Annotated in this window: 18 protein-coding genes; 9 read left to right on the forward strand and 9 right to left on the reverse strand. The window is 64.4% G+C overall.

The genetic code is table 11. From position 1 onward, the window contains the following. Nucleotides 1-18 precede the first annotated feature (18 nt). The 8 genes from HWQ56_RS10945 (at nucleotide 19) to HWQ56_RS10980 (ending at nucleotide 8,818) form a co-directional block, all read left to right on the forward strand. Complete coding sequence (locus HWQ56_RS10945) at nucleotides 19-1,290, forward strand: MFS transporter (protein WP_158158207.1); 1,272 nt, start codon at nucleotides 19-21, stop codon at nucleotides 1,288-1,290. A 359-nt stretch (nucleotides 1,291-1,649) separates the two neighbouring features. After that, nucleotides 1,650-2,348: an energy transducer TonB gene (locus tag HWQ56_RS10950; RefSeq protein WP_176570480.1), complete on the forward strand. Its 699-nt coding sequence runs from the start codon at nucleotides 1,650-1,652 to the stop codon at nucleotides 2,346-2,348. Between the two features lie 94 nt (nucleotides 2,349-2,442). Then, the gene (locus tag HWQ56_RS10955; protein ID WP_176570481.1) at nucleotides 2,443-3,171 is read left to right on the forward strand and encodes a MotA/TolQ/ExbB proton channel family protein; all 729 of its coding nucleotides are present in this window, start codon (nucleotides 2,443-2,445) and stop codon (nucleotides 3,169-3,171) included. Next, the gene (locus HWQ56_RS10960; protein ID WP_176570482.1) at nucleotides 3,171-3,590 is read left to right on the forward strand and encodes an ExbD/TolR family protein; all 420 of its coding nucleotides are present in this window, start codon (nucleotides 3,171-3,173) and stop codon (nucleotides 3,588-3,590) included. The genes HWQ56_RS10955 and HWQ56_RS10960 overlap by 1 nt, the downstream gene beginning before the upstream one ends. 68 nt (nucleotides 3,591-3,658) lie before the next feature. Then, nucleotides 3,659-5,788 (forward strand): TonB-dependent receptor, encoded by a 2,130-nt coding sequence (locus HWQ56_RS10965; protein ID WP_176570483.1) that lies wholly within the window; start codon nucleotides 3,659-3,661, stop codon nucleotides 5,786-5,788. Continuing rightward, nucleotides 5,778-7,058 (forward strand): histidine-type phosphatase, encoded by a 1,281-nt coding sequence (locus HWQ56_RS10970; RefSeq protein ID WP_245217835.1) that lies wholly within the window; start codon nucleotides 5,778-5,780, stop codon nucleotides 7,056-7,058. The genes HWQ56_RS10965 and HWQ56_RS10970 overlap by 11 nt, the downstream gene beginning before the upstream one ends. Nucleotides 7,059-7,082: 24 nt before the next feature. Beyond that, complete coding sequence (locus HWQ56_RS10975) at nucleotides 7,083-8,165, forward strand: DUF1615 domain-containing protein (RefSeq protein WP_176570485.1); 1,083 nt, start codon at nucleotides 7,083-7,085, stop codon at nucleotides 8,163-8,165. Between the two features lie 110 nt (nucleotides 8,166-8,275). Beyond that, nucleotides 8,276-8,818 (forward strand): glutathione peroxidase, encoded by a 543-nt coding sequence (locus HWQ56_RS10980; RefSeq protein ID WP_176570486.1) that lies wholly within the window; start codon nucleotides 8,276-8,278, stop codon nucleotides 8,816-8,818. A gap of 51 nt (nucleotides 8,819-8,869) precedes the next feature. Here the strand turns inward: HWQ56_RS10980 and HWQ56_RS10985 are convergent, their stop codons facing one another. The 7 genes from HWQ56_RS10985 to HWQ56_RS11015 form a co-directional block, all read right to left on the reverse strand. Then, nucleotides 8,870-10,735, reverse strand: a complete 1,866-nt coding sequence (locus HWQ56_RS10985) for an acetyl-CoA carboxylase biotin carboxylase subunit (RefSeq protein WP_176570487.1) — start codon at nucleotides 10,733-10,735, stop codon at nucleotides 8,870-8,872. Next, a complete protein-coding gene (locus HWQ56_RS10990) occupies nucleotides 10,732-11,538 on the reverse strand; it encodes a gamma-carboxygeranoyl-CoA hydratase (RefSeq protein ID WP_176570488.1) in 807 nt (268 codons plus the stop codon). Before HWQ56_RS10990 ends, HWQ56_RS10985 begins: the two co-directional genes overlap by 4 nt. A 2-nt stretch (nucleotides 11,539-11,540) precedes the next feature. Then, nucleotides 11,541-13,148 carry a carboxyl transferase domain-containing protein gene (locus HWQ56_RS10995; RefSeq protein WP_176570489.1) on the reverse strand — a complete coding sequence of 536 codons (1,608 nt, stop codon included), beginning with the start codon at nucleotides 13,146-13,148 and terminating at the stop codon, nucleotides 11,541-11,543. A gap of 38 nt (nucleotides 13,149-13,186) precedes the next feature. Continuing rightward, nucleotides 13,187-14,350, reverse strand: a complete 1,164-nt coding sequence (locus HWQ56_RS11000; protein WP_158158601.1) for an isovaleryl-CoA dehydrogenase — start codon at nucleotides 14,348-14,350, stop codon at nucleotides 13,187-13,189. A 1,143-nt stretch (nucleotides 14,351-15,493) separates the two neighbouring features. Then, the gene (locus tag HWQ56_RS11005) at nucleotides 15,494-16,393 is read right to left on the reverse strand and encodes a hydroxymethylglutaryl-CoA lyase (protein WP_176570490.1); all 900 of its coding nucleotides are present in this window, start codon (nucleotides 16,391-16,393) and stop codon (nucleotides 15,494-15,496) included. 3 nt (nucleotides 16,394-16,396) lie between these two features. Next, nucleotides 16,397-16,789, reverse strand: coding sequence for a MerR family transcriptional regulator (locus HWQ56_RS11010; RefSeq protein ID WP_158158475.1), 393 nt, complete (start codon nucleotides 16,787-16,789; stop codon nucleotides 16,397-16,399). Between the two features lie 66 nt (nucleotides 16,790-16,855). Then, complete coding sequence (locus tag HWQ56_RS11015; RefSeq protein WP_158158476.1) at nucleotides 16,856-17,785, reverse strand: LysR family transcriptional regulator; 930 nt, start codon at nucleotides 17,783-17,785, stop codon at nucleotides 16,856-16,858. A gap of 156 nt (nucleotides 17,786-17,941) precedes the next feature. On the opposite strand from HWQ56_RS11015, the gene HWQ56_RS11020 reads away from it, so the two are divergent. Next, nucleotides 17,942-19,180, forward strand: a complete 1,239-nt coding sequence (locus HWQ56_RS11020; protein ID WP_176570491.1) for an acyl-CoA dehydrogenase — start codon at nucleotides 17,942-17,944, stop codon at nucleotides 19,178-19,180. 42 nt (nucleotides 19,181-19,222) lie between these two features. Here the strand turns inward: HWQ56_RS11020 and HWQ56_RS11025 are convergent, their stop codons facing one another. Then, on the reverse strand, nucleotides 19,223-20,545 hold the full coding sequence (locus HWQ56_RS11025; protein WP_158158478.1) for a substrate-binding domain-containing protein: 1,323 nt from the start codon (nucleotides 20,543-20,545) through the stop codon (nucleotides 19,223-19,225). 77 nt (nucleotides 20,546-20,622) lie between these two features. Beyond that, complete coding sequence (locus HWQ56_RS11030) at nucleotides 20,623-22,155, reverse strand: Fic family protein (protein WP_176570492.1); 1,533 nt, start codon at nucleotides 22,153-22,155, stop codon at nucleotides 20,623-20,625. Between the last annotated feature and the right edge of the window lie 84 nt (nucleotides 22,156-22,239).

Genomic DNA, 22,239 nt, shown 5'->3' on the forward strand with positions numbered 1-22,239 from the left:
CGCTCACAGAGGCGTGTCATGAAAACAATAAAAAGCTTCAAGACCCTGACCATCGTTTTTCTGTTCCTGATCGGCGTGGTGAACTACCTGGATCGCAGCGCGCTGTCCATCGCCAATACCTCTATCCAGCACGACCTGGGCATCAGCCCCACGCAGATGGGCTTTCTGCTGTCGGCATTTTCCCTGGCCTATGCGTTTTCGCAGTTGCCCATGGGTGCACTGATCGACCGGCTCGGGAGCAAGGTGGCGCTGGGGGGGTCGTTGATCCTGTGGTCGCTGGCCCAGGCCGCGTTCGGTCTGTTCAGCGGGTTCGCGCATTTACTGGGCATGCGAGTGCTGCTGGGAATCGGCGAGGCGCCGGTGTTCCCATCGGCGGCGAAGGCTCTCTCGGAATGGTTCGATACCCAGGAGCGAGGCACGGCGACGGGGTGGGTGTGGTCGGCGACGTGCATTGGCCCGTGCCTGGCGCCGCCCCTGTTGACATTGTTCATGGTGCACCTTGGCTGGCGCGGCATGTTCGTGCTGACGGGCGCCATTGGCTTGGTGTTGGCAGTGTGCTGGTTCGTGTTCTACAAGAGCAAGGCGCAGTACCTGGCCGAGACCGGGCGTGCCGAGCCGCAACCGGCAGCGCGCCAGGCGGTGCCGCGGTTGCGGTGGTCGGCATTGTTGCGTGACCGCAATACCTGGGGCGCGTTTCTGGGCTTCATGGGCGTGATCTACATGATCTGGCTGCACCTGACGTGGATGCCAGGGTATTTCGAGCGCGAGCACGGCCTGGATCTGTACCGCACGGCGTGGGTGGTGTCGTTGGCGTACCTGTTTGGCGCCGCCGGCACCGTAGTGGCGGGCAAAGCCTGTGACCGGCTGGTGGCCCGCGGCATGCGGGTATTGGCCAGTCGCAAGCTGGTGATCATCACCGGGCTGCTGGGCGGCGCGTTGTTTACCCTGGTAGTGGCGTTCGTGAGCAATGTGGTGGCGTGCGTGGCGCTGCTGTGCGCAGCGCTTTTCTTCATCAATATTTCCAGTGCCACCGCCTGGATGATCGTCAACACCATCGTGCCGTCGGAACGGGTGGCTTCATTTGGCTCGATCCAGAATTTCGGCGGGTACCTGGCGGGGTCCATCGCGCCGATCCTGACGGGGTTCAGTGTGCAGCACAGCGGTTCGTTTTCATCGGCGTTCGTGATCAGTGCGGTGGTGGCGGCGTGTTCGGCGCTGGCCTATTTCGTGCTGCTGAAGGAGCCGAGTGCGCCGCGCGCCAGGGCTGAGCCTGCGCTGCAGGCCCTGTAGACCAGGCCTGCAGCGTGCACGGCAGCTCAGTGGATGCGCCCGTGGCCGGGCTGCCATCCCCAATGTGAGGGTGTTCTCAAGCGCCAGCGCCGCGCGGGCGGCGCTCGGTCTCCAGGACGCCAGAAAAACCAAGCCAGGCCCCTAACGGACTTGATGCCATTTCAAGTCAACAAACAAGGCGGTCCAGGCGCTCACACAGGCATATGTCACAAAACCCTTACCAAAATCCCTCACAAGCGTCACGGCGCTGTCATCTGCGATTCCTATAGTGCCCGCACATTCCGCAACACCTGCCCCAGGCCGGTGTCCCGAGGACCGGACCGCAGTACCTGGCATCGAGGCCAGTGAGGAGCCACACCATGCAAGCAGCCCTGACCACGGCCCAGCCGTTTACCCTCAGCCGCCAACCGTTGCCGGCACGCGCCGTGAAGGTGGCCGCGGTGGTGGCCGTGCATGTGCTGGTGATCAGTTGGTTTGCCCACCAGGCCCCCGCGCCATTGGCGGTGAGCCAACCGCGGACCATTTACGCTTCGGTGATCAACGAGCCTGCGCCTGCGCCCGCCGTCGCCCCGCAACCCCCTGCCGCGCCATTAACACCACCACCGCCGCCCACGCCGGTGGCACGGCCGGCGCCCAAGCCGGTGGCCAAAGCCCCGGCGCCGCGCCATGTGGCGGTGCCCACACCCGCTTCGACACCCGCAGCGGCTGTGGCCAGCGCCGCGCCAACCGCAGCACCGGCCGCCGCCCCTGTACCCGCGCCACCCCCGGCGCCGCCGAAAACCATCACCCATGGCGTGGAATACGTGCGTGCCCCCGAGCCCCAGTACCCGGACCGTGACCGCGAGGATGGCAACGAAGGCACGGTGATCCTGCGGGTGCTGGTGGACGAAACCGGCAAGCCGGGGCGTATCGATGTGGTGCGCTCTTCGGGCTTCGGCAGCCTCGACGAGGCGGGCAGGGCGGCGGCGCGTGCTGCCGTCTTCAAGCCCTACCGCGAAGACGGCCACGCGCTCTCGGTGTACGTGATCGTACCCCTGCGCTTTCAGCTGGACAGCTGACCTCCACACCCCTTTACCCAACCCCGGACTCCCCCTCGGCGGCCTCGCCAGGGTGGCGCTCGGGCGCGTTCTGACGATTGACGAGGACTACACCATGCAAAACACTTCCCTGGGCCTGGACATGCTGTGGGGGCAGGCCGACGCCGTGACCCGTGGCGTAGCGTTGATGCTGCTGGCCATGTCGTTGGCGTCCTGGTACGTGATCGCCGACAAACTGGTGCGCCTGGGGCTTTCCCGCCTGCGCTCGCCGCGCCTGTTGGCCGCGTTCTGGGCCGCACCCACTGTGAGTGATGGCTTGCGCCAACTGGCCACCGATCCGGCCTACGGGGCGCTGGGCCATGCCGGCGTCAGCGCCGCCAGCCAGCACCGCGAAGCCCTGGACAGCGGCATGAACCCGCCGCCGTTCAGCGAATGGCTCAGCCGTGCCCTGCGCCAGGCCACCCTGGTGGTGGGCGCGCGCCTGCAAGGCGGCATGGCGGTGTTGGCCACCGTGGGTTCCAGCGCGCCGTTCGTGGGCCTGCTGGGCACCGTGTGGGGGATCTACCACGCCTTGATGAAGATCGGCCTGACCGGTGATGCCAGTATCGACAAGGTGGCTGGCCCGGTGGGCGAAACCCTGATCATGACGGCCCTGGGCCTGGCCGTGGCCATCCCCGCGACCCTGGCGTACAACCTGCTGGTGCGCACCAACAAGCAGACCCTGGCCGAGCTGGGCAAGTTCGCCTTCGAGCTGCATGACCTGCTGGTGATCGGCGCCCGCGCTACTCCCGCGGGGCAGGCACCGCAGCGGGCCATGCCCCGTGCCCGCGCGGAGTACGTCTGATGGCCGGTGGCTTGCAGGACGAGCTGGACGACGACAGCTTCAACCCGGAGATCAACACCACGCCGCTGGTGGACGTGATGCTGGTGCTGCTGGTGATCTTCATCATCACCGTGCCGGCCATCCAGCACAGCGTCAAGATCGACCTGCCGCACGCCGCGGCGCAGCAGGACAACAAGCCGCCGGTGGCGGTGGACCTGGCTTTGGACAACAGCGGCCACCTGCACTGGGACGATCGCGACATCAGCGATGCCGAACTGCCGGCGCTGATCGCCGAGGCCGCTGCGCGCCAGCCGGTGCCGGAATTGCACCTGCGGGCCCAGCGTGACACGCCCTACGAAAAGGTCGTGCAAGTGATGGCCGCGGCGCAGTCCGGCGGCCTGGAAAAAATCGGCTTCGTTACCCAGGCCGTCACGCCCTGATTCCTGCTGCGTTCCCCCCGCCAGTGCGCTGGCGGGTGGGCTTCGTGCGCTCTTTTTATGGAGTTGTCATGCTTCGCAAACACCCGTTTCACGCGCTGTCCGTCCGTACTGGCGCAGGCCTCGCGGCCTTTGCCCTGGCCCCTTCGATCTGGGCCGCCGACACCGCACCCGTCATCGATGACAGCGTGCTGGCCACGCTGCCGCAAGTGACTGTCAAGGCGGCCAAGGCCAAGAAGCCCGAGCTGCACAAGAAGATGTCCGGCGGCGCGCTGGGCAGCAAGGCGGCCATCGACACGCCGTTCTCGATCAAGAGCGTGAGCAGTGAAGAGATTCAGCAGCGCCAAGCCGGCATCTTGTCCGAAGCGGTGAAATACAACGCCTCGGTGACCTCCATCAGCGCCAGCTACGGCACCCACCCGGCCACCTTGGCGGTGCGCGGCCTGCCCCTGGATGACCTGAACGGTTACAAGGTCGACGGCATGGCCAACATCAACCGTGGCGTGGAAATGCCCCTGGAAATGTTCGACAGCGTCGAGGTGCTCCAAGGGCTGTCGGGCTTCATGTACGGTTTCGGCAGCCCGGGCGGTATCGTCAACTACGTGAGCAAGCGCCCGACCGACAAGACCTTGTTCAGCGTCGACGCCGGCTACCAGTCCGATAACCTCTACAAGGAGCACATCGACCTGGGCGGCCGCTTGGACGACCCGCGCTTCGGCTACCGGCTGAACCTGGTGCACGAGGAGGGCGACGCCGCCAGCGGTGGCGCCGCGGTCAACCGTACGGCCGTGGGCCTGGCGCTGGACGCCAAGCTGACCGATGACCTGACCCTCAATTTCGACACCCTGTACCAGCAGCGCAAGACCTCCGGCGGCACCGACATCGTGGTCAACACCGCCTACGCACTGCCCAAGGCCATCGACGGCAGCAAGCGCCTGTACAGCAATGGCTCCTACACGGATGTGGACTACAGCCTGTCGACCCTGAGCGCCACGTATCAGTTTTCTCCCAACTGGCAAGGCCGGCTGGCGTACCGCTACAGCGACTCGGACCGCCGTTATGTGAAGGACCAGTATCAGATCAGCAGCGACAGCGGCAATTACTCAGACAAGGTCACCTCCGAGTACCACGGCTACGACTACAACCAGGCCATGGGCACCCTGGAGGGGAAATTCACCACGGGCTGGTTCAGCCATGACCTGGTGCTGGGCAGTTCCTATTCGGACCTGCAGTCGCGCAAGTCGGTCAACACCCCGAAAAGCACCGTGGGCAAGGGCAACCTCTACGACCCGACGATTTTCTCGGTGTATGACATCGACTACAGCGGCGGGACCTACGGCGACGACTCGATCAAGGAAAGCGCGGTATTTGCCAGCGACACCCTCGGCCTGGGCGAGCACTGGTCGTTGCTGGTCGGCCTGCGCAACGAAACCTTCCGGGAGGAAACCCACGACTCGGCGACCAGCGAGGCCGTGCGCTACAAGGCACGCCCGGCTACACCTACCGTGGCGCTGATGTACAAGCCCATCCAGGACGTGACCGTCTACGCCAGCTACGTCGAGTCGCTGGAAGCCGGCGGCACCGCGCCCACCACCGCGGAGAACGCCGACCAGACTCTGGCGCCGCTGCGCAGCAAGCAATATGAAATCGGCGTGAAGGCCCAGCGTCGCAACTGGAGCGCCACGGCCGCCGCCTTTCGCATCGACCGCGGCGCCGAGTACACCAACAGCGACAACGTCTACGTGCAGAGCGGCACGATCCGCTACCAGGGTATCGAGCTGGCCGGCAGTGTCGACCCCATCGACAACCTGACCCTGGAAGGCAGCATCATGTCCCTGGACTCCGAGTACCAGGATGCCGGTGACGTCGACGGCAACCGCGCCGCCGGTGCCGCCCACTACCAGGCCGGTGCCCAGGCCACCTACCGCATCGGCGCGGTGCCGGGGCTGTTCGTGCGTGCCGGCGCCCAGCGCATCGGCCCCATGGCCGTGGACTCGGGCAACGTGCATACCCTGGATGCCTACAGCCTGTTCGATGCGGGCGGCGGCTACCGCATGAGGCTGGCGGGCGGCCATGCATTGACCTTCGGCGCCAACGTCACCAACCTGGCCAACCACAAGTACTGGACCTGGTACCAGGAAAACTACCTGCAACCTGGCTCGCCACGGACCTTGAGTGTGAATGCCCGCTATGACTTCTAAGTACCCCTGGTTGCGCGGCCTGGCCGTGGCCCTGGCGCTGCTGGCCAGCCCGCTGTTGCACGCCGAAACCCTGAACACCGAGGGCCTGCGCCTGGACAAAGTGGTGCTGGTGATGCGCCATGGGATCCGCCCGGCCACTGACACCGCCGAGTTGCAAGCCTGGTCGGCCAAGACCTGGCCGCGCTTTGCCGTCGCCGATGGCCAGCTCACCCCTCACGGTTATGCTGCCACCGTGCTGCTGGGCCAGTGGCAGCGCCAGTACCTGGTGGGCCACGGGCTGCTGGCGGCCGATGGGTGCCCCGACGCTGGCCAGGCGTACCTGTGGTCCAGCCCGGTGGCGCGTACCCGGGCCACCAGCAAGGCCTTGCTCGAAGGCCTGTTCCCGGGTTGCCCAGTGCCGGTGCACCATGCCAGCGCCGGTCAGGACCGCCTGTTCCATGGCAGCGAGAACGGCTTGGCAGGGCTCGACCGCCAGCAGGCTGAGCAGGCTATTCTGGCGGCCATGGGCGGCAGCCCGCAGGCGGCCCAGGTGAAATACGGCCCCGCCTTGCTGCGTATGCAGACCCTGATCGGCGTGCCCGCCACCTGCCCCAAGGCGCCACGTTGCGCATTGAGTGACCAGCCCTGGGGCTTGAAAGAGAAGGGCACCACGGTCAAGCTCAGCGGCCCGTTGAGCGTCGGCGCGGCCATGGCCGAGACGTTCCGCATGCAGTACGCCGAAGGCATGCCGCTGGACCAGGTGGCCTTTGGTCAAGGCCGCACCGCCCATGAGGTGGCGGGTTTGATGGAACTGCGCAGTGCTAAATACGCTCTGAGTCAGCACTTGCCCTACGTGGCCCGCCGCGGCGCCTCGCAGTTGCTGAGCCAGGTGTTGCTGGCGCTGGGCGACACCGGCACGGCGGCCGCGGGTGGCCCACCCTCCGCGGCATGGCTGGCGTACGTGGGCCATGACAGCAACATCGCCCAGTTGCGGACGCTGCTAGGCTTTGACTGGAAGATCGCCGAGTACCCCGAGGACGACGCGGCGCCCGGTGGCACCCTGTTGTTCGAGCGCTGGCTGGACCCGCGCAGTGGCCAGCGCTTTGTCAGCCTGGCCTACGTGGCCCAGAGCCTGGACCAGTTGCGCCAGCTCAGCCACGACGCGCCCTACCGGGTGCAGTTCGGCGGTGTCGATGGCCAGCCACTGATGCCCCTGGCGCGTTTCGAGCAGGCCATGGGCGAGCGGGTGGATGCCAGCGCCACCGAGCCGCAGGGGTACGCTGACCACTGAACCGATGAACCTAGAGGTGCCTGATTGAGCGAGCTGAAACGCTATGGATTGTTGATCGGCCTGCTGGCATTGAGCGCCTGCAGCCACCAGCCGCTGCAACAGGCGCCGTCCCCCGAAGAGGTTCGGGCCAAGGTGGTGCACCTGCTTCCCCCTTTGGCCACGAACCGGCAGGGGTGGGCGGCGGACATTCAGGTCGCTTTCCAGGCCCAGTCGCTGGACCCCAGCACCGAGAACCTGTGTTCAGTGATCGCGGTCATCGAGCAGGAATCCAACTTCCAGGCTGACCCCCAGGTGCCGGGGCTGGGCCGCATTGCCCGCAGCGAGATCGACCGCCGCGCCGGGCGCCTGCACGTGCCGGGGTTCGTGGTGGACGCGGCCCTGGGCTTGGCATCACCGACGGGCAAGAGCTATGCCCAGCGCATTGCCAGCGTGCGTTCCGAGCGCGAACTAAGCGAAGTGTTCGACGACTTCATCAGCATGGCGCCCTTGGGCCGGCAGTTGTTCGGCACCTTCAACCCGGTGCACACCGGCGGGCCGATGCAGGTGGCCGTGGACTTTGCCGAGCGCAATGCCCGCGGGTACCCGTACCCGGTGCAGGACTCCATTCGCCATGAGGTCTTCAGCCGCCGGGGTGGGGTGTACTTCGGCACCGCGCACTTGCTTGGCTACCCGGTGCATTACCCTGAGCCGCTGTACCGCTTCGCTGACTACAACGCCGGCCATTACGCCAGCCGCAACGCCGCGTTCCAGGCGGCCCTCAATCGCTTGGTCAAGGCGCGGCTAACGCTGGACGGCGACCTGATCGACTACGGCTCGCTCACGGCGGGGCAGACCGAGCTGGCGGTACGCTCCCTGGGCACGCGGCTGGGCATGAGCGACATCGACATCCGCCGGGCGCTCGACAAGGGCGAGCAACTGGAGTTCGAGGACACCCGGGTTTACCAGCGGGTGTTCGAACTGGCCGACCAGGTAGCCGGCCAGCCCGTGCCCCGGGCGATCCTGCCGGGCATCACCCTGGAAAGCCCGAAGATCACCCGCCACCTGACCACCGCCTGGTTCGCCCGCCGCGTCGACGAACGCCGCGCGCGCTGCATGGCGCGCAACTGACCCACCGCTCACTTCCGAGCGTGCGCCCGCTGCCAGGTCCGCTGCTACGGATGTTGCACCGGGCGGCGCGGTGCTACAGTGACAGCCACTTTCCCGTCCCGGAGCCTGTCATGAGCCCTCTGTATTCCATCCCGGTCAAGACCATCGACGGCCAGCCGCAAACCCTCGAGGCCTACAAGGGCAAGGTGCTGCTGGTGGTCAACGTGGCCTCCAAATGCGGCCTGACCCCGCAATACGAAGGCCTGGAAAAACTGTACGAAAGCCACCATGCCCGGGGCCTGGAAGTGCTGGGTTTTCCGGCCAACAACTTCAAGGCGCAGGAGCCCGGCAGCGATGACGAGATCAAGGCCTTCTGCAGCCTGACCTACGACGTGAAGTTCCCGCTGTTCTCGAAGATCTCGGTGGTGGGGGATGACCAGCATCCGCTGTACGCAGCACTGACCCGGACTCTCCCCAACGCCGAGGGCGAAGGCCCCTGGCGCGAGCGCCTGACCGGCAAGGGCATCCCGGTGAACCCGGTGCCGGAGGTGCAGTGGAATTTCGAGAAGTTCCTGATCAACCGTGAAGGGCAGGTGGTGGGCCGCTTCGCACCGGACGTGGCCGCTGATGACCCGCGTCTGCTCGAGGCCATCGAGGCAGCGCTGGCGACCTGAGCACCGCCGGTCTGGGCCCGCGAGGTTGGACGCTGAATCCAGGCAAGCGTGCTACGCCTCCATCTCCACCAGCACGCTGCCCTCGCTGACCATGTCGCCCTCGGCGCAGTGCAGTGCCTTGACCACCCCGGCCTGGGGCGCGCGGATACTGTGTTCCATCTTCATGGCTTCAAGCACCACCAGCGCAGTGCCGGCGTCCACTGACTGACCGGCACTGACCAGCACCCGCACGATGCTGCCGTTCATGGGCGCGTTCAGGCCACCCTGGTGGCCGTGCCCTGCCTCCGCCTCGGCGATAGGGTCGTGCAGGTTTACCGGGTAAACATCGCCCTGCCACGGCAGGTACACGGTGTCGCCACGCCGATACGCCGTGGGGCGGGCCACAGCGCTGGCCAGGTGCACCACCTGGTGCTCGTCGCGGCAATGCACCGCCACGACGGTTTCGCTGGGCAGCCCGAGGCGCAGGCCGCTGGCGGCGGACCATGGGTCCTCACCGGCCACTGGCAGCAGCGCCGCGGCCGCGGCTTGCCAGAACGCAGGGGGTAATGGCTCGGCAACCGGTAGCAACTGCGCCTGATGCCGGGCAATGAACCCGGTGTCCAGTTCGGCGGCGGCGAAGGCCGGGTGGCCGATGATGCGTCGCAGGAACGCCAGGTTGGTGCGCACGCCGCCCACGGAGAACTCGTTGAGCATGCTCAGCAAGCGCAACCGTGCCTGCTCGCGGGTTTCGCCCCAGGCAATCAACTTGCCGAGCATGGGGTCGTAGAACGGCGAGACCGGGTCACCCTCGCTGACACCACTGTCTACCCGCCGCCCCGGGCCCGGTGCCGACTCGCGGTACAGGGCGAGGGTGCCCGTGGCAGGCAGAAATTCATTGTCCGGGTCTTCGGCATACAGACGCACTTCAATGGCATGCCCATGCAGCGGCACCTCGGCTTGGACAAGGGGCAGGGGTTCACCCTGGGCCACGCGGATCTGCCAGGCCACCAGGTCCAGCCCGGTGATCGCTTCGGTGACCGGGTGTTCGACCTGCAGCCGGGTATTCATCTCCATGAAGAAGAATTCGCCCCGGGCGTCGAGGAGAAATTCGACGGTGCCGGCGCCCACGTAGCCGATGGCGAGCGCCGCCTTCACCGCCGCCTCCCCCATGGCCTGGCGCAATTCGGCGGGCAGCCCCGGGGCCGGCGCCTCCTCGACGACCTTCTGGTGGCGGCGCTGAATGGAGCAATCGCGCTCGTTCAGGTACAGGCAGTGGCCCTGCTGGTCGGCGAATACCTGGATTTCCACATGACGCGGTTGCAGCACGTACTTTTCCACCAGCATGCGTGAATCGCCGAATGACGATTGCGCTTCCCGCTGGGCCGACGCCAAGGCATCGGCCAGCTCGCCCTCACGCTCCACCACTTTCATGCCCTTGCCGCCGCCACCTGCACTGGCCTTGAGCAGCACCGGGTAACCAATGCGCGCGGCGGCAGTACGGAACGTCTCCAGGTCCTGCGCCTGGCCGTGGTAGCCCGGCACCAGCGGCACGCCGGCGCTTTCCATCAGGGCCTTGGCTGCTGACTTGCTGCCCATGGCGTCAATGGCACTGGCAGGCGGCCCGAGGAAGATCAACCCCGCGGCCTCGATGGCCCGCGCAAACTCGGCATTCTCGGAAAGGAAACCGTAGCCGGGGTGAATGGCCTGGGCGCCGCTGTCGCGGGCCGCGGCGATGATCTTGTCGATGGCCAGGTAGCTGTCGCTGGCTTTGCTGCCGCCCAGGTCGACCCGCAGATCCGCTTCGCGGGCATGGCGTGCGTCACGGTCGATGGCGCTGTGCACGGCCACCGTGGTCAACCCCATGGCCTTGGCCGTGCGCATCACCCGGCACGCGATTTCGCCACGGTTGGCCACCAGCAGGGAAGTGATCGAGGTCATGGTTTGAGCTCCCGTGCTTGCCAGGCGGGCGTACGTTTCTCCAGGAAAGCGCGCAAGCCTTCCTGGCCTTCGCCGCTGACGCGAATGCGGGCGATGGCGTTCTCGCAATAGCGGCGCGCACCTGCAGTGGTTTCACCGTGGGCCACTTCGCGCAGCAGTTCCTTGCAGGCCCGCATGGCCGAGGGGCTGTTGAGCAGCATCGTTTGCACCCACGCCTGTACCCGTTGCTCCAGTTCCGCGCTGGCGCAAACATCGGTCAGCAGCCCCAGTTCAAGGGCCCGCTGGCCATCGAATCGCTCGGCGCTGAGGGCATAGCGGCGGGTGGCGCGTTCACCGATGGCCTTGACCACGAACGGGCTGATGACCGCTGGCACTAGGCCAATCCGGACCTCCGAAAGGCAAAACTGCGCGTCCCGCGTACCGATGGCCATGTCGCAGCAACTGACCAGGCCCAGCGCGCCGCCGTAGGCCGCGCCGTGGACCACCGCCAGGGTCGGCAGCTTGAGTTTGTGCAGCCCGTACATCAGTTCACCCAGCTCGCGGGCGTCATCCAGATTAGTGTTGAAATCCAACTCCGCTGACTGTTGCATCCAGGCCAGGTCGGCGCCAGCGCAGAAGTGTTTGCCGCGGCCGCGAATCAACAGAAAGCGCAGGCGGGTGTCACTGGCCACGGTGTCCAGGGCCAGGATCAGCTCGCGGATCATCTGGGCATTGAAGGCGTTGTGTTTCTCGGAGCGGTTCAGCCACAAGGTAGCGAAGCCGCGCGGGTCGTGTTCCAGTTCGAGGGTGCTGAAATCGTTCATGGTCACATCCGGAAAATGCCGAAACGGCTGGCTTCGATGGGGGCGTTCAGCGCAGCCGACAAGGCCAGGGCGAGCACATCGCGGGTCTGGGCCGGGTCGATGACGCCGTCGTCCCATAGCCGCGCGCTGGAGTAGAAGGGGTGGGCCTGGTGTTCGTATTGCTCAAGAATCGGCTGCTTGAGCGCCGCTTCCTGCTCGGCACTGAACGGCGTGCCGGCGCGTTCACCCTGTTCGCGCTTGACCTGCACCAGCACGCCAGCCGCCTGTTCGGCGCCCATCACGCCGATGCGCGCGTTGGGCCACATCCACAACAGGCGTGGGTCGTAGGCGCGGCCGCACATGCCGTAGTTACCGGCGCCGAAACTGCCGCCGATGATCACGGTGAATTTGGGCACCTTGGCACAGGCCACGGCAGTGACCAGCTTTGCACCGTGCTTGGCGATACCGCCGGCTTCGTACTTCTGCCCGACCATGAAGCCCGTGATGTTCTGCAGGAACAGCAGCGGGATGCCCCGCTGGCAAGCCAGTTCAATGAAGTGCGCACCTTTCTGCGCGGCTTCGGCGAAGAGGATGCCGTTGTTGCCGAGGATGGCGATGGGCATGCCGTGCAGGTGGGCGAAACCACACACCAGAGTGGTGCCGAACAGCGCCTTGAACTCATCGAACCGCGAACCATCCACCACCCGGGCGATGACTTCGCGCACATCGAAGGGTTGCTTGGCATCGGCGGGAATGACCCCGTACAGCTCCTCGGCGGGGTAAAGCGGTGCCACGGGCGCCTGGCACTGCAACTGCCCCAGCTTGCGCCAGTTGAGGTTGGCCACGCAGCGGCGGGCAATGGCCAAGGCGTGCTCGTCGTTGTCGGCGTAGTGGTCGGCCACCCCGGAGACCTTGCAGTGCACATCGGCGCCACCCAAAGCCTCTGCGGTGACCACTTCGCCCGTTGCCGCCTTCACCAGCGGCGGCCCAGCCAGAAAGATGGTGGCCTGCTCGCGGACCATGATGGTCTCATCCGACATCGCGGGCACATAGGCGCCGCCCGCGGTGCACGAGCCCATGACCACGGCGATCTGGGGGATGCCCTGGGCGCTCATGTTCGCCTGGTTGAAGAAGATGCGCCCGAAGTGCTCGCGGTCGGGGAACACCTCGTCCTGGCGCGGCAGGTTGGCGCCACCCGAATCTACCAGGTACAGGCAGGGCAGGCGGTTTTCCTGGGCGATGGACTGGGCACGCAGGTGTTTTTTCACCGTCAGCGGGTAATAGGAACCGCCTTTGACCGTGGCGTCGTTGGCGATGATCATGCATTCCACGCCTTCGACGCGGCCAATGCCGGCGATCATCCCCGCGGCGGCCACGGCCTCGTCGTACACCTGATAGGCGGCCAGTTGCCCGATCTCGAGGAAGGGCGAGCCGCTGTCCAGCAAGCGGTTGATGCGCTCGCGGGGTAACAGCTTGCCCTTGGCGACATGTCGCGCCTGGGCATTTTTGCCTCCGCCTTCATGCACCTGGGCAAGCAGGGTACGCAGGGCCTGGACCTGCTCCAGCATGGCCGCCTGGTTGCAGGCGAACTCAGGGGAACGGGTAGAAATTCCGGTATGCAGAGTAGCCATCAATCCTCCTGGGAAGCTGCGCTGCGAGCGACTGGCGCTCAGCGGGTCTCGTTGAACAGTTCGCGACCAATCAGCATGCGGCGGATCTCGCTGGTGCCTGCGCCGATCTCGTACAACTTGGCGTCACGCAGCAAGCGTCCGGCAGGGAATTCGTTGATGTAGCCGTTGCCGCCCAATATCTGGATGGCGTCCAGCGCCATCTGCGTGGCGCGCTCGGCGCTGTAGAGGATGACCCCGGCCGCGTCCTTGCGGGTGGTCTCGCCACGTTCGCAAGCCTGGGCCACGGCATACAGGTAGGCGCGGCTGGCGTTGAGCTGGGTGTACATGTCGGCCACCTTGCCCTGGATCAACTGGAACTCACCGATGCTCTGGCCGAACTGCTTGCGGTCGTGGATGTAGGGCACCACCAGGTCCATGCACGCCTGCATGATGCCGGTGGGGCCGCCGGAGAGCACCACGCGCTCGTAGTCCAGGCCGCTCATCAAGACCTTCACGCCGCCGTTGAGGGTGCCCAGCAGGTTTTCCTCTGGCACCTCCACATCGTCGAAGAACAGTTCGCAGGTGTTGGAACCGCGCATGCCCAGTTTGTCGAACTTCTGGCTGCGGCTGAAACCTTTCCAGTCGCGTTCGACGATGAAGGCACTGATGCCGTGGGCACCCTTGTCCATATCGGTCTTGGCGTAGATCACGTAGGTGTTGGCGTCAGGGCCGTTGGTGATCCAGGTCTTGGAGCCATTGAGTACGAAGCGATCACCGAGGCGGTCTGCACGCAGCTTCATGGACACCACGTCGGAACCGGCGTTGGGTTCGCTCATGGCCAGGGCACCAACGTGCTCGCCGTTGATCAGGCGAGGCAGGTACTGGCGTTTCTGGGCGTCGGTGCCGTTACGGTTGATCTGGTTCACGCACAGGTTGGAGTGGGCGCCGTAGGACAGGGCGACCGATGCCGAGGCCCGGCTTATCTCTTCCATCGCCACCACGTGGGCCAGGTAGCCCAGGCCAGCGCCGCCGTATTCTTCTGGCACGGTGATGCCCAGCAGGCCCATACCTCCGAACTGCTGCCAGAGGTCGGCGGGGAACAGGTTGTCGCGGTCTATCTGCGCGGCGCGGGGGGCGATCTGGGCAGCGGCGAAGGCCTGGACGCTGTCGCGGAGCATGTCGATGGTTTCGCCCAAGGCGAAATTGAGGCTGGGGTAGCGCATGGCTTCTGGCCTTTTTTGTAGGGTTCTTTTTGCTTACCTTTACGTAAACGTAAACCTTGGCCCTGGGAGTGTCAATGGGGGGGCGAGAAGGGAAAGGGGAAGGGGGGACGGAAAGCATGAGGGGAGCCGAAGCTCCCCTCAAGGTCTTGTTGCTTGCTCTTTTTTATTATTGAAGGGCGGCCTGTTGTTGTTTTTGGTGACCGTGACCCTTTACCGCGTTTCGTGTGACCCACATCCTGGGTCAAGAGCAAACGTATTTTTTTGAGCGCTGATTCGCCTGTCACCGGTACGTCGCTGCCTCAGGGCAGTTTTGTTGTTCTGTGTACGGTGCGGGGCAAGCCCCGGTGGCGCGTCTTCTCCAAAAAAATCTGTTAGCTACGCCTCTGCCGCGTTTGTTCTTGTTATGCCAGAGCCGTTACGTGTTGTTTTTATTGGGTACTGCCATTTTATTGTTTTTGTTGTACGAGAGATAAAGCAGATCCCGTGCCAACTTTTCGAAACCCAATGAATGCGGGGCTTTCGCCGTTTTCAGGAAATTTTCACCCGGTTTTCACAACCTTGAGTGTTTCCCTGTTACCCGTTTCGCGGGAAAAAGTGCGGGTGAGGTGACACTTTGTCGCACCCCGTCACACCTTGTCAAATCCCGGAAAGCACTGAGGGGAGCCGAAGCTCCCCTCAAGGTCTTGTTGCTTGCTCTTTTTTTGTTATTGAGGGGCGGCCTGTTGTTGTTTTTGGTGGCCGTGACCCTTTACCGCGTTTCGTGTGACCCACATCCTGGGTCAAGAGCAAACGTATTTTTTTGAGCGCTGATTCGCCTGTCACCGGTACGTCGCTGCCTCAGGGCAGTTTTGTTGTTCTGTGTACGGTGCGGGGCAAGCCCCGATGGCGCGTCCTCTCCAAAAAAATCTGTTAGCTTCGCCTCTGCCGCGTTTGTTCTTGTTATGCCAGAGCCGTTTCGTGTTGTTTTTATTGGGTACCGCTGGGTTTATTGTTTTTGTTATGCAAGGGATAAAGCAGATGCCGTGCCAACTTTTGAAATATCAATAAAATCAACAGGTTATTGATTTCAGGTTGCGGTCCGTCAAGGGGAGATCGCGCAAAGTGTTCCTCCGATACCCGCCACACTGGCGCCTGGGTAACACATCATGCGCAGGTACGTGCCAGGGCTACCCGCGAGCCGTTCGCCCGTCCCAGCCGACCACTGATCCACTGACCCACGCCCACCACGGCGTCCAGGTTCACCCCGGTGTCGATGCCCAGGCCCTGCAGCAGGTACAGCACATCTTCGCTGGCCACGTTACCGCTGGCCCCCCTGGCATAGGGGCAGCCACCCAGGCCTGCTACCGAACTGTCGAACACGCTGATGCCTTCCAACAGCGCGGCATAAAGATTGGCCAATGCCTGCCCGTAGGTATCGTGGAAGTGCCCGGCCAGCTGGTCGCGGGGTACCACGGCGGCGACGGTATCGAACAGGGTGCGCGTGGCGCCCGGCGTTCCCACGCCGATGGTGTCGCCCAGGGATATTTCGCGGCAGCCCATGGCATGCAGTTCCACGGCCACCGCGGCCACCTGGGCTGGGGCAATGGCGCCTTCGTAAGGGCAGCCAAGCACACACGAGATATAGCCGCGCACTGGCACGCCGGCGACCCGCGCGGCTGCCATCACCGGCGCGAAGCGTTCCAGGCTCTGGCCGATGGAGCAGTTGATATTGCGTTGCGAGAAGGTTTCGGACGCTGCCGCGAACACGGCGACTTCCCCGACGCCTGCGGCCAACGCGGCTTCGGCACCTTGCAGGTTGGGCGTGAGCGCGGCATAGGTAACACCGGGGTGACGATTGATACCGGCGAATACCTCGGCGGAGCCGGCCATTTGTGGCACCCATTTGGGCGAAACAAAGCTGCCGGCTTCTATATAGCTGAAGCCGCACGCGCTCAGTTCATCCACCAGCCGTACTTTGTCAACGACGCTGATGGGGCTGGCTTCATTCTGCAAGCCATCGCGGGGGCCCACTTCGACCAAGCGCACGGCGCGGGGCAGGGTCATGGCTTACTCCTGGGCGGTGGCAGGCAGGGGGGCCAGTTCGGCCAGTGCCTGGGTGCAGCGTTCTTCGGCGGTGTCGAGTTCCAATTGCATCTGCTGGATGTCCAGCAGTTGCTGCTGCAACTGGCTGCGGCGCTCGGCGATCTTGGCCAGCATGCTGGTCAATTGGCGCTGGTTGCCGCTGGGGTCGTAAAGCTCGATCAGTTCCCGACATTCCGCCAGGGAAAAACCGATGCGCTTGCCCCGTAGAATCAGCTTCAGGGTGACCTTGTCCCGGGGCGAGTAGATACGCTCCTGGCCACGGCGCTCGGGGCTGAGCATGCCCTGTTCTTCATAGAAACGGATGGCGCGGGTGGTGATGTCCAGTTCGCGGGACAGGTCGGAAATGCTGTAGGTCATGGTCGGCTCGCAAAGACGGTTGACGTTAACGTAAGCCTTGCTTGCCGTTAACGTCAAGCACGACGATCACCGTGGCCGGGTGGCGTTCTGGTCGGCCCGCGTCACCAGTTGGCCCAGTTCGATCATTTGCTCGCGCATCCAGCGGTTAGCCGGGTCCTGGTCGGTGCTTTCGTGCCAGTACAAGTGGGTTTCCACCGGGGGCACATCGTTGACCGGCAGCGGCACGTAGTTCAGGTCATTGCGACGGGCAAAGCGTTCGGGCACGGTCATGACCATATCGGTTTGCTGCAGCACCTGGGAAGCCATCAGATAGTGCTGCGAACGCAAGGCGATCTTGCGTTGCAGGCCCATCTTGCCCAGGGCCAGGTCGACATAGCCCAGCCCGTTGCGGCGGCTGGAGATGTGGATGTGGGTCAAGGCGAGGTAATCGTCCAGGGTGATTTTTTCCTTCTGCAGCGGGTGGCCCTTGCGCAGGGCGCACACGTACTGGTCCTCCATCAGTTTCACGTGGCGCACCTGCGGGTCGGTGTTCAACGGTGCATCGACGGCAAAATCCAGACGCCCGGCGGCCAGCTCCTTGGTGGTTTCGCGGCGCTTGCACAGGAAGCTTTCAATGACCACGGCCGGGGCCAGGCGGCGCAGGCGCTGGAACATGGGCGGCAGGATCACCGCTTCGGTCAGGTCAGTCATGCTGATGCGGAAGGTCTTGGTGGCTTGCAGCGGGTTGAAGATGCGGCTCTCTTGCACCGACACGCGCAACAGCGACAGAGCGTTGCGCACCGGGCCGATGATGTTCTGGGCCATGGGCGTTGGCACCATGCCCTGGGCCGTGCGCACAAAGAGCGGGTCGTTGAAGGTTTCGCGTAAGCGCGCCAAGGCGTTGGACACCGCTGGCTGGGTAATGCCCACGATTTGCCCCGCGCGGGTCAGATTGGCTTCGGTGTAGATAGCGTCGAAAACGATGAACAGATTCAGGTCGACCTTGCTCAGATTCATGGGGCAGCGCTCTTGTAGGTTTTATGCCGATGCATCCCGTGGCCTATATCGGTGATGAATGATAATAGACGCCGAGAATAGGTTAGATAAATCTTGGTGCCTGTTCTAGCATCGAATCCATGCCAACGACAACCCTTGCTCAAAGGTAGCCGCCCCATGGATTTTGCTTATTCGCCCAAGGTTCAGGAATTGCGTGAGCGCGTCACCGCGTTCATGGACGCGTACGTGTATCCCGCCGAGGCTGTGTTCGAACGCCAGGTTGCCGAAGGCGACCGCTGGCAGCCCACCGCGATCATGGAGGAACTGAAGGCCAAGGCGCGGGCCGAGGGTTTGTGGAACCTGTTCTTGCCCGAGTCCGAGCTGGGGGCCGGGCTGAGCAACCTGGAATATGCACCGCTGGCCGAGATCATGGGGCGCTCGTTGTTGGGTCCCGAGCCGTTCAACTGTTCGGCACCGGACACCGGCAACATGGAAGTACTGGTGCGCTACGGCAGTGAAGCGCACAAGCAGCGCTGGCTGGAGCCGCTGCTGCGCGGTGAGATTCGCTCGGCGTTCGCCATGACCGAGCCGGACGTGGCGTCATCGGACGCTACCAACATGGCGGCCCGTGCCGAGCGTGACGGCGACGAGTGGGTCATCAATGGCCGCAAGTGGTGGACGTCCGGCGCCTGCGATCCGCGCTGCAAGATCCTGATTTTCATGGGCTTGAGCAATCCGGACGGGCCGCGCCATCAGCAGCATTCGATGATTCTGGTGCCGGCGGACACACCGGGGGTGAAGATCGTCCGGCCGTTGCCCGTATTCGGCTACGACGACGCGCCCCACGGCCACGCGGAGGTACTCTTCGACAACGTACGGGTGCCTTATGAAAACGTGTTGCTGGGCGAAGGACGGGGATTCGAAATCGCTCAGGGGCGCCTTGGCCCGGGGCGCATTCACCACTGCATGCGTTCGATCGGCATGGCTGAGCGCGCGCTGGAGCTGATGTGCAAGCGCTCGGTGGCGCGTACCGCGTTCGGCCGGCCGTTGGCCCGCCTGGGCGGCAACATCGACAAGATCGCCGACTCGCGGATGGAAATCGACATGGCGCGGTTGCTGACCCTCAAGGCGGCCTACATGATGGACACCGCCGGCAACAAGGTGGCCAAGAGCGAGATCGCCCAGATCAAGGTCGTGGCGCCCAACGTGGCCTTGCGGGTGATTGACCGCGCCATCCAGATCCACGGCGGCGCCGGGGTCAGCGGCGACTTCCCGTTGGCCTACATGTACGCCATGCAGCGCACCTTGCGCCTGGCCGATGGCCCGGATGAAGTGCACCGCGCCGCGATCGGCAAGTACGAAATCGGCAAATACGTGCCCAGGGAATTGCTGCGCAGCAGCCGGCACGAGGCCTGAACAGCGCAGCCGCCGGGCCGCTGCGGCGCCCGGCTTTGGCGTTCAATACACCCACACCTCGACGCGGCGGTTCTTGATTCGCCCTTCATCCAGGTCATTGGTCGCCACGGGCATCTGCGCCCCCAGCCCACGGATGTCACGCAGCACCACGCCATTGCGCGCCAGTTCGCGGCGTACCGTCATGGCTCGCAAGCGCGACAGCAGCAGGGCGCGGTCACTGTCATCCTTGGTATCGCCAAACCCCACCAGCGTCACGTCCTTGAAGGTCTTGCCATGCACCCGCAGGTATTCCAGCACGCGCTGCACATCGGCCAACGCCTTGTTGTCGAGACTGGCGCTGCCTTCGGCGAAGCGGAAATTCACTGTCAGGCGCTGGGCCTCGCCGGCCAGGTGGCGGTAGTCAGCGGGCATGTTGGCGGTGCCGGGCACCTGGATCGCCTGCACGGTCTGCGCCACGAACCCGTACCGGGCGACGATGGCCTGGCCCTTGTCGCTCTGGGTAAAACGTACCAGTGCCTGCGCCCAAGGGTTGTTGCGTGCCGGTGGCAGGTAGAAGTAGAGGCGACGTGACAGCGGATAGTCCTCGGTAGCGATCAGGCTGATGGTGGGCGCCATGGCCTGCGCCGCGCCGTCCCCGATGGCCAGGGCGCGGGCCTGGCGTACATAGGGCAGGCCGATGAAGCCGATGGCCAGGGGGTCGTGGCTGACTTCGTCGGACAACTGCTCGCTGGACTCCAGGCGCCGGGCATCGGTCGCCAGGCGCTTGCCGCGGGGCGTGAGCACCAGCTCCTTGAAGGTATCCCAGGTGCCCGACTGCTCGTCCCGTGCGTACAAGTGGATAGGACCCCGGCCCATGCCAAGGGCCGACCAGTCGTTGATCTCGCCCGCGAACACCTGTGCCAGCTGCTCGGTACTCAGCTGGCGCAGTGGGTTGCCCGGGTGCACGATCACCGCCACCCCGTCGATGGCGATCACCTGCTCGGCTTCTGCGCTCTTCAGGTCACCCAGCTTGTCCAGGGCCACCAGTTCGCTGTCCTTGATGGGCCGTGAGGCGGCTATCAGGTCCGCGTCACCCTGCTCCAGCGCCGTGAAGCCGGTACTGGTGCCATGGGCATCGACCTCTATGCGTAACTGCTGGCCATCGACCGTGGTGGCGCTGACCTGTTGTTCGTTGGCGTGGGGACCGCTTTGCACATGCACCTGGCGCAGCCCCTGCTCCAGTAACAAGGCCCTGACCAGCGCAGGCCCCAGTTCCGCACCGATGGTGTTGGAGCCCTGGATGCGCAGCACCGGCACCTCGGCCTGTGCGGCCAGGGGCATGACCAGGCAGGTGAGGCACAGCAGCAGGCGGGCGAGGGTGGGCATGGCGGACTACCGGTGAGGCCGAAAGGCGGTGCCGGGAGAATAAGACAGGGGGGGTTACGGGGGTGTGACAGGCGGTATCAGTCGATAGCCTGGAAGGCGGTGCGCACCGCCGCCACCAGGCGTTCTGCCAGTTCAGGACGCTGGTCCAGCAATGGGTATTTCCTGCGCAGCTTGCCCGAAAGCACGTTACCGTTTTCGCGGACGGCATGGATGATGCGGTCCAACTCGTTGTCGGGTGCTTCCAGGAATGCCTTGATGCGGGTTCGTGCCTGTTCGTTGCTTTGCAGAAACTGTGCTTCGGCGCGCATTTCGTGGGTCAGCGTACTGTCGATGACCTGGGCCAGGTACACCGCGTGCGCGGTCAGGTCAGGGTATTTCCAGGCGGGAAGGGCATCGTCATAGGCATCAAAATGCAAATTATATTCGACGCCGTCTTCAGCAACCCGGGATTCGCCAAAGCGGTAACAGGTCGCGTAATAGTGCATCAAGGGGCGAGAAAAGCGTTCCAGTGCCTGGTCGTAAGCCGCCTTGTTGTAGGTGCTGTTAGTGATAGTGGCCGATATCGGCAGGATGATAGGCGCCGGGATCGCCCCGTCCCTGCGCAACACGTCGTTGATCAGGAAGCGCGACAGGCGCCCATTGCCGTCCGCCATGGGGTGCACGTAGACAAAACCGAAGGAGGCAACCGCCGCCCGGATGATGGGGTGTACCGACGACGTTCGCCTCAGAAAGTCTCCGAGGCCTTGTAACAGTGCGGGGGTGTGCGTCCAGTGGGGGGCGATGTAGTCAACCACCGGTGCGAACCGTGCCACATGCCCGACATACACGGGCGACTGCCTCAAGCCATAACGCAGCGCCGACTGGCCAAGAATGCTGGCTTGCAGCGATTCGAGCACGTCGGGTGCCAGGGGATCAGGGTGCTGCCCGCACTCGCTTTCCATGACGGTGGCGAACCGGCGAATCCGGTCTTCCTGGTCTTGTTCGTGTTCGATCAGGAAGCTGGCGCGGCTTTCCTTCACGGTGAGCCACACGGTACTGCGCAGCAGCAGGTCCAGGCCGAAATCGGCCTGCAGGCTGTCCAGGCGCTCACGGATATCGTAGCGCTCCGTGGCGATGATCCTGTCCACACGGCGAATCAGGGGGCAATAGTCCGGGGTGCCCGGCAGGTTGTCGCGCACCTTCCAGCGAGGGCTCTTCACCGCAGTGCCGGTGACGTACAGCGCCGGGTCCAATACGTCTATATAGTTGCCCTGGATGGCTTGGGTGATGGTCAAAGGTTGCCCCGTCAACCACTCGCACAGAAACCCCAGGCGGCGGGCATAGGTACCCGATGGCTCGGCATTGATCCAGTGTTCCAGTTGCTCACGCACAGACACTTTGGCAAATAGCCGCGCCAGGAACTCCAGGTGAATGCCCTCGTAGCGCAGGGCAAATACCAGGTGGTCGATCAGCAGGTTTTGGGGGCGGTAGCGTTCAGGGTACACTTCCGTACGCAGATCGCCGTCCTGGGTCGTCGCACGGCGCCCGTTGATCTGGCTGACCACCGCGAAGGGTTGGACCGGCGAAACGCCAGTGTGGTGGGCGATCCAGGTATAACCGATGTCGGACATGGGCAGGTCATCAGGGGCACTGAGAAAGGGGGAGTATAACCCCCCGTTTCTGCAGCAAAACCATTAAAGCTGCGGTAAAACGTT

It is taken from the genome of Pseudomonas eucalypticola, assembly GCF_013374995.1.
Taxonomy (GTDB): domain Bacteria; phylum Pseudomonadota; class Gammaproteobacteria; order Pseudomonadales; family Pseudomonadaceae; genus Aquipseudomonas; species Aquipseudomonas eucalypticola.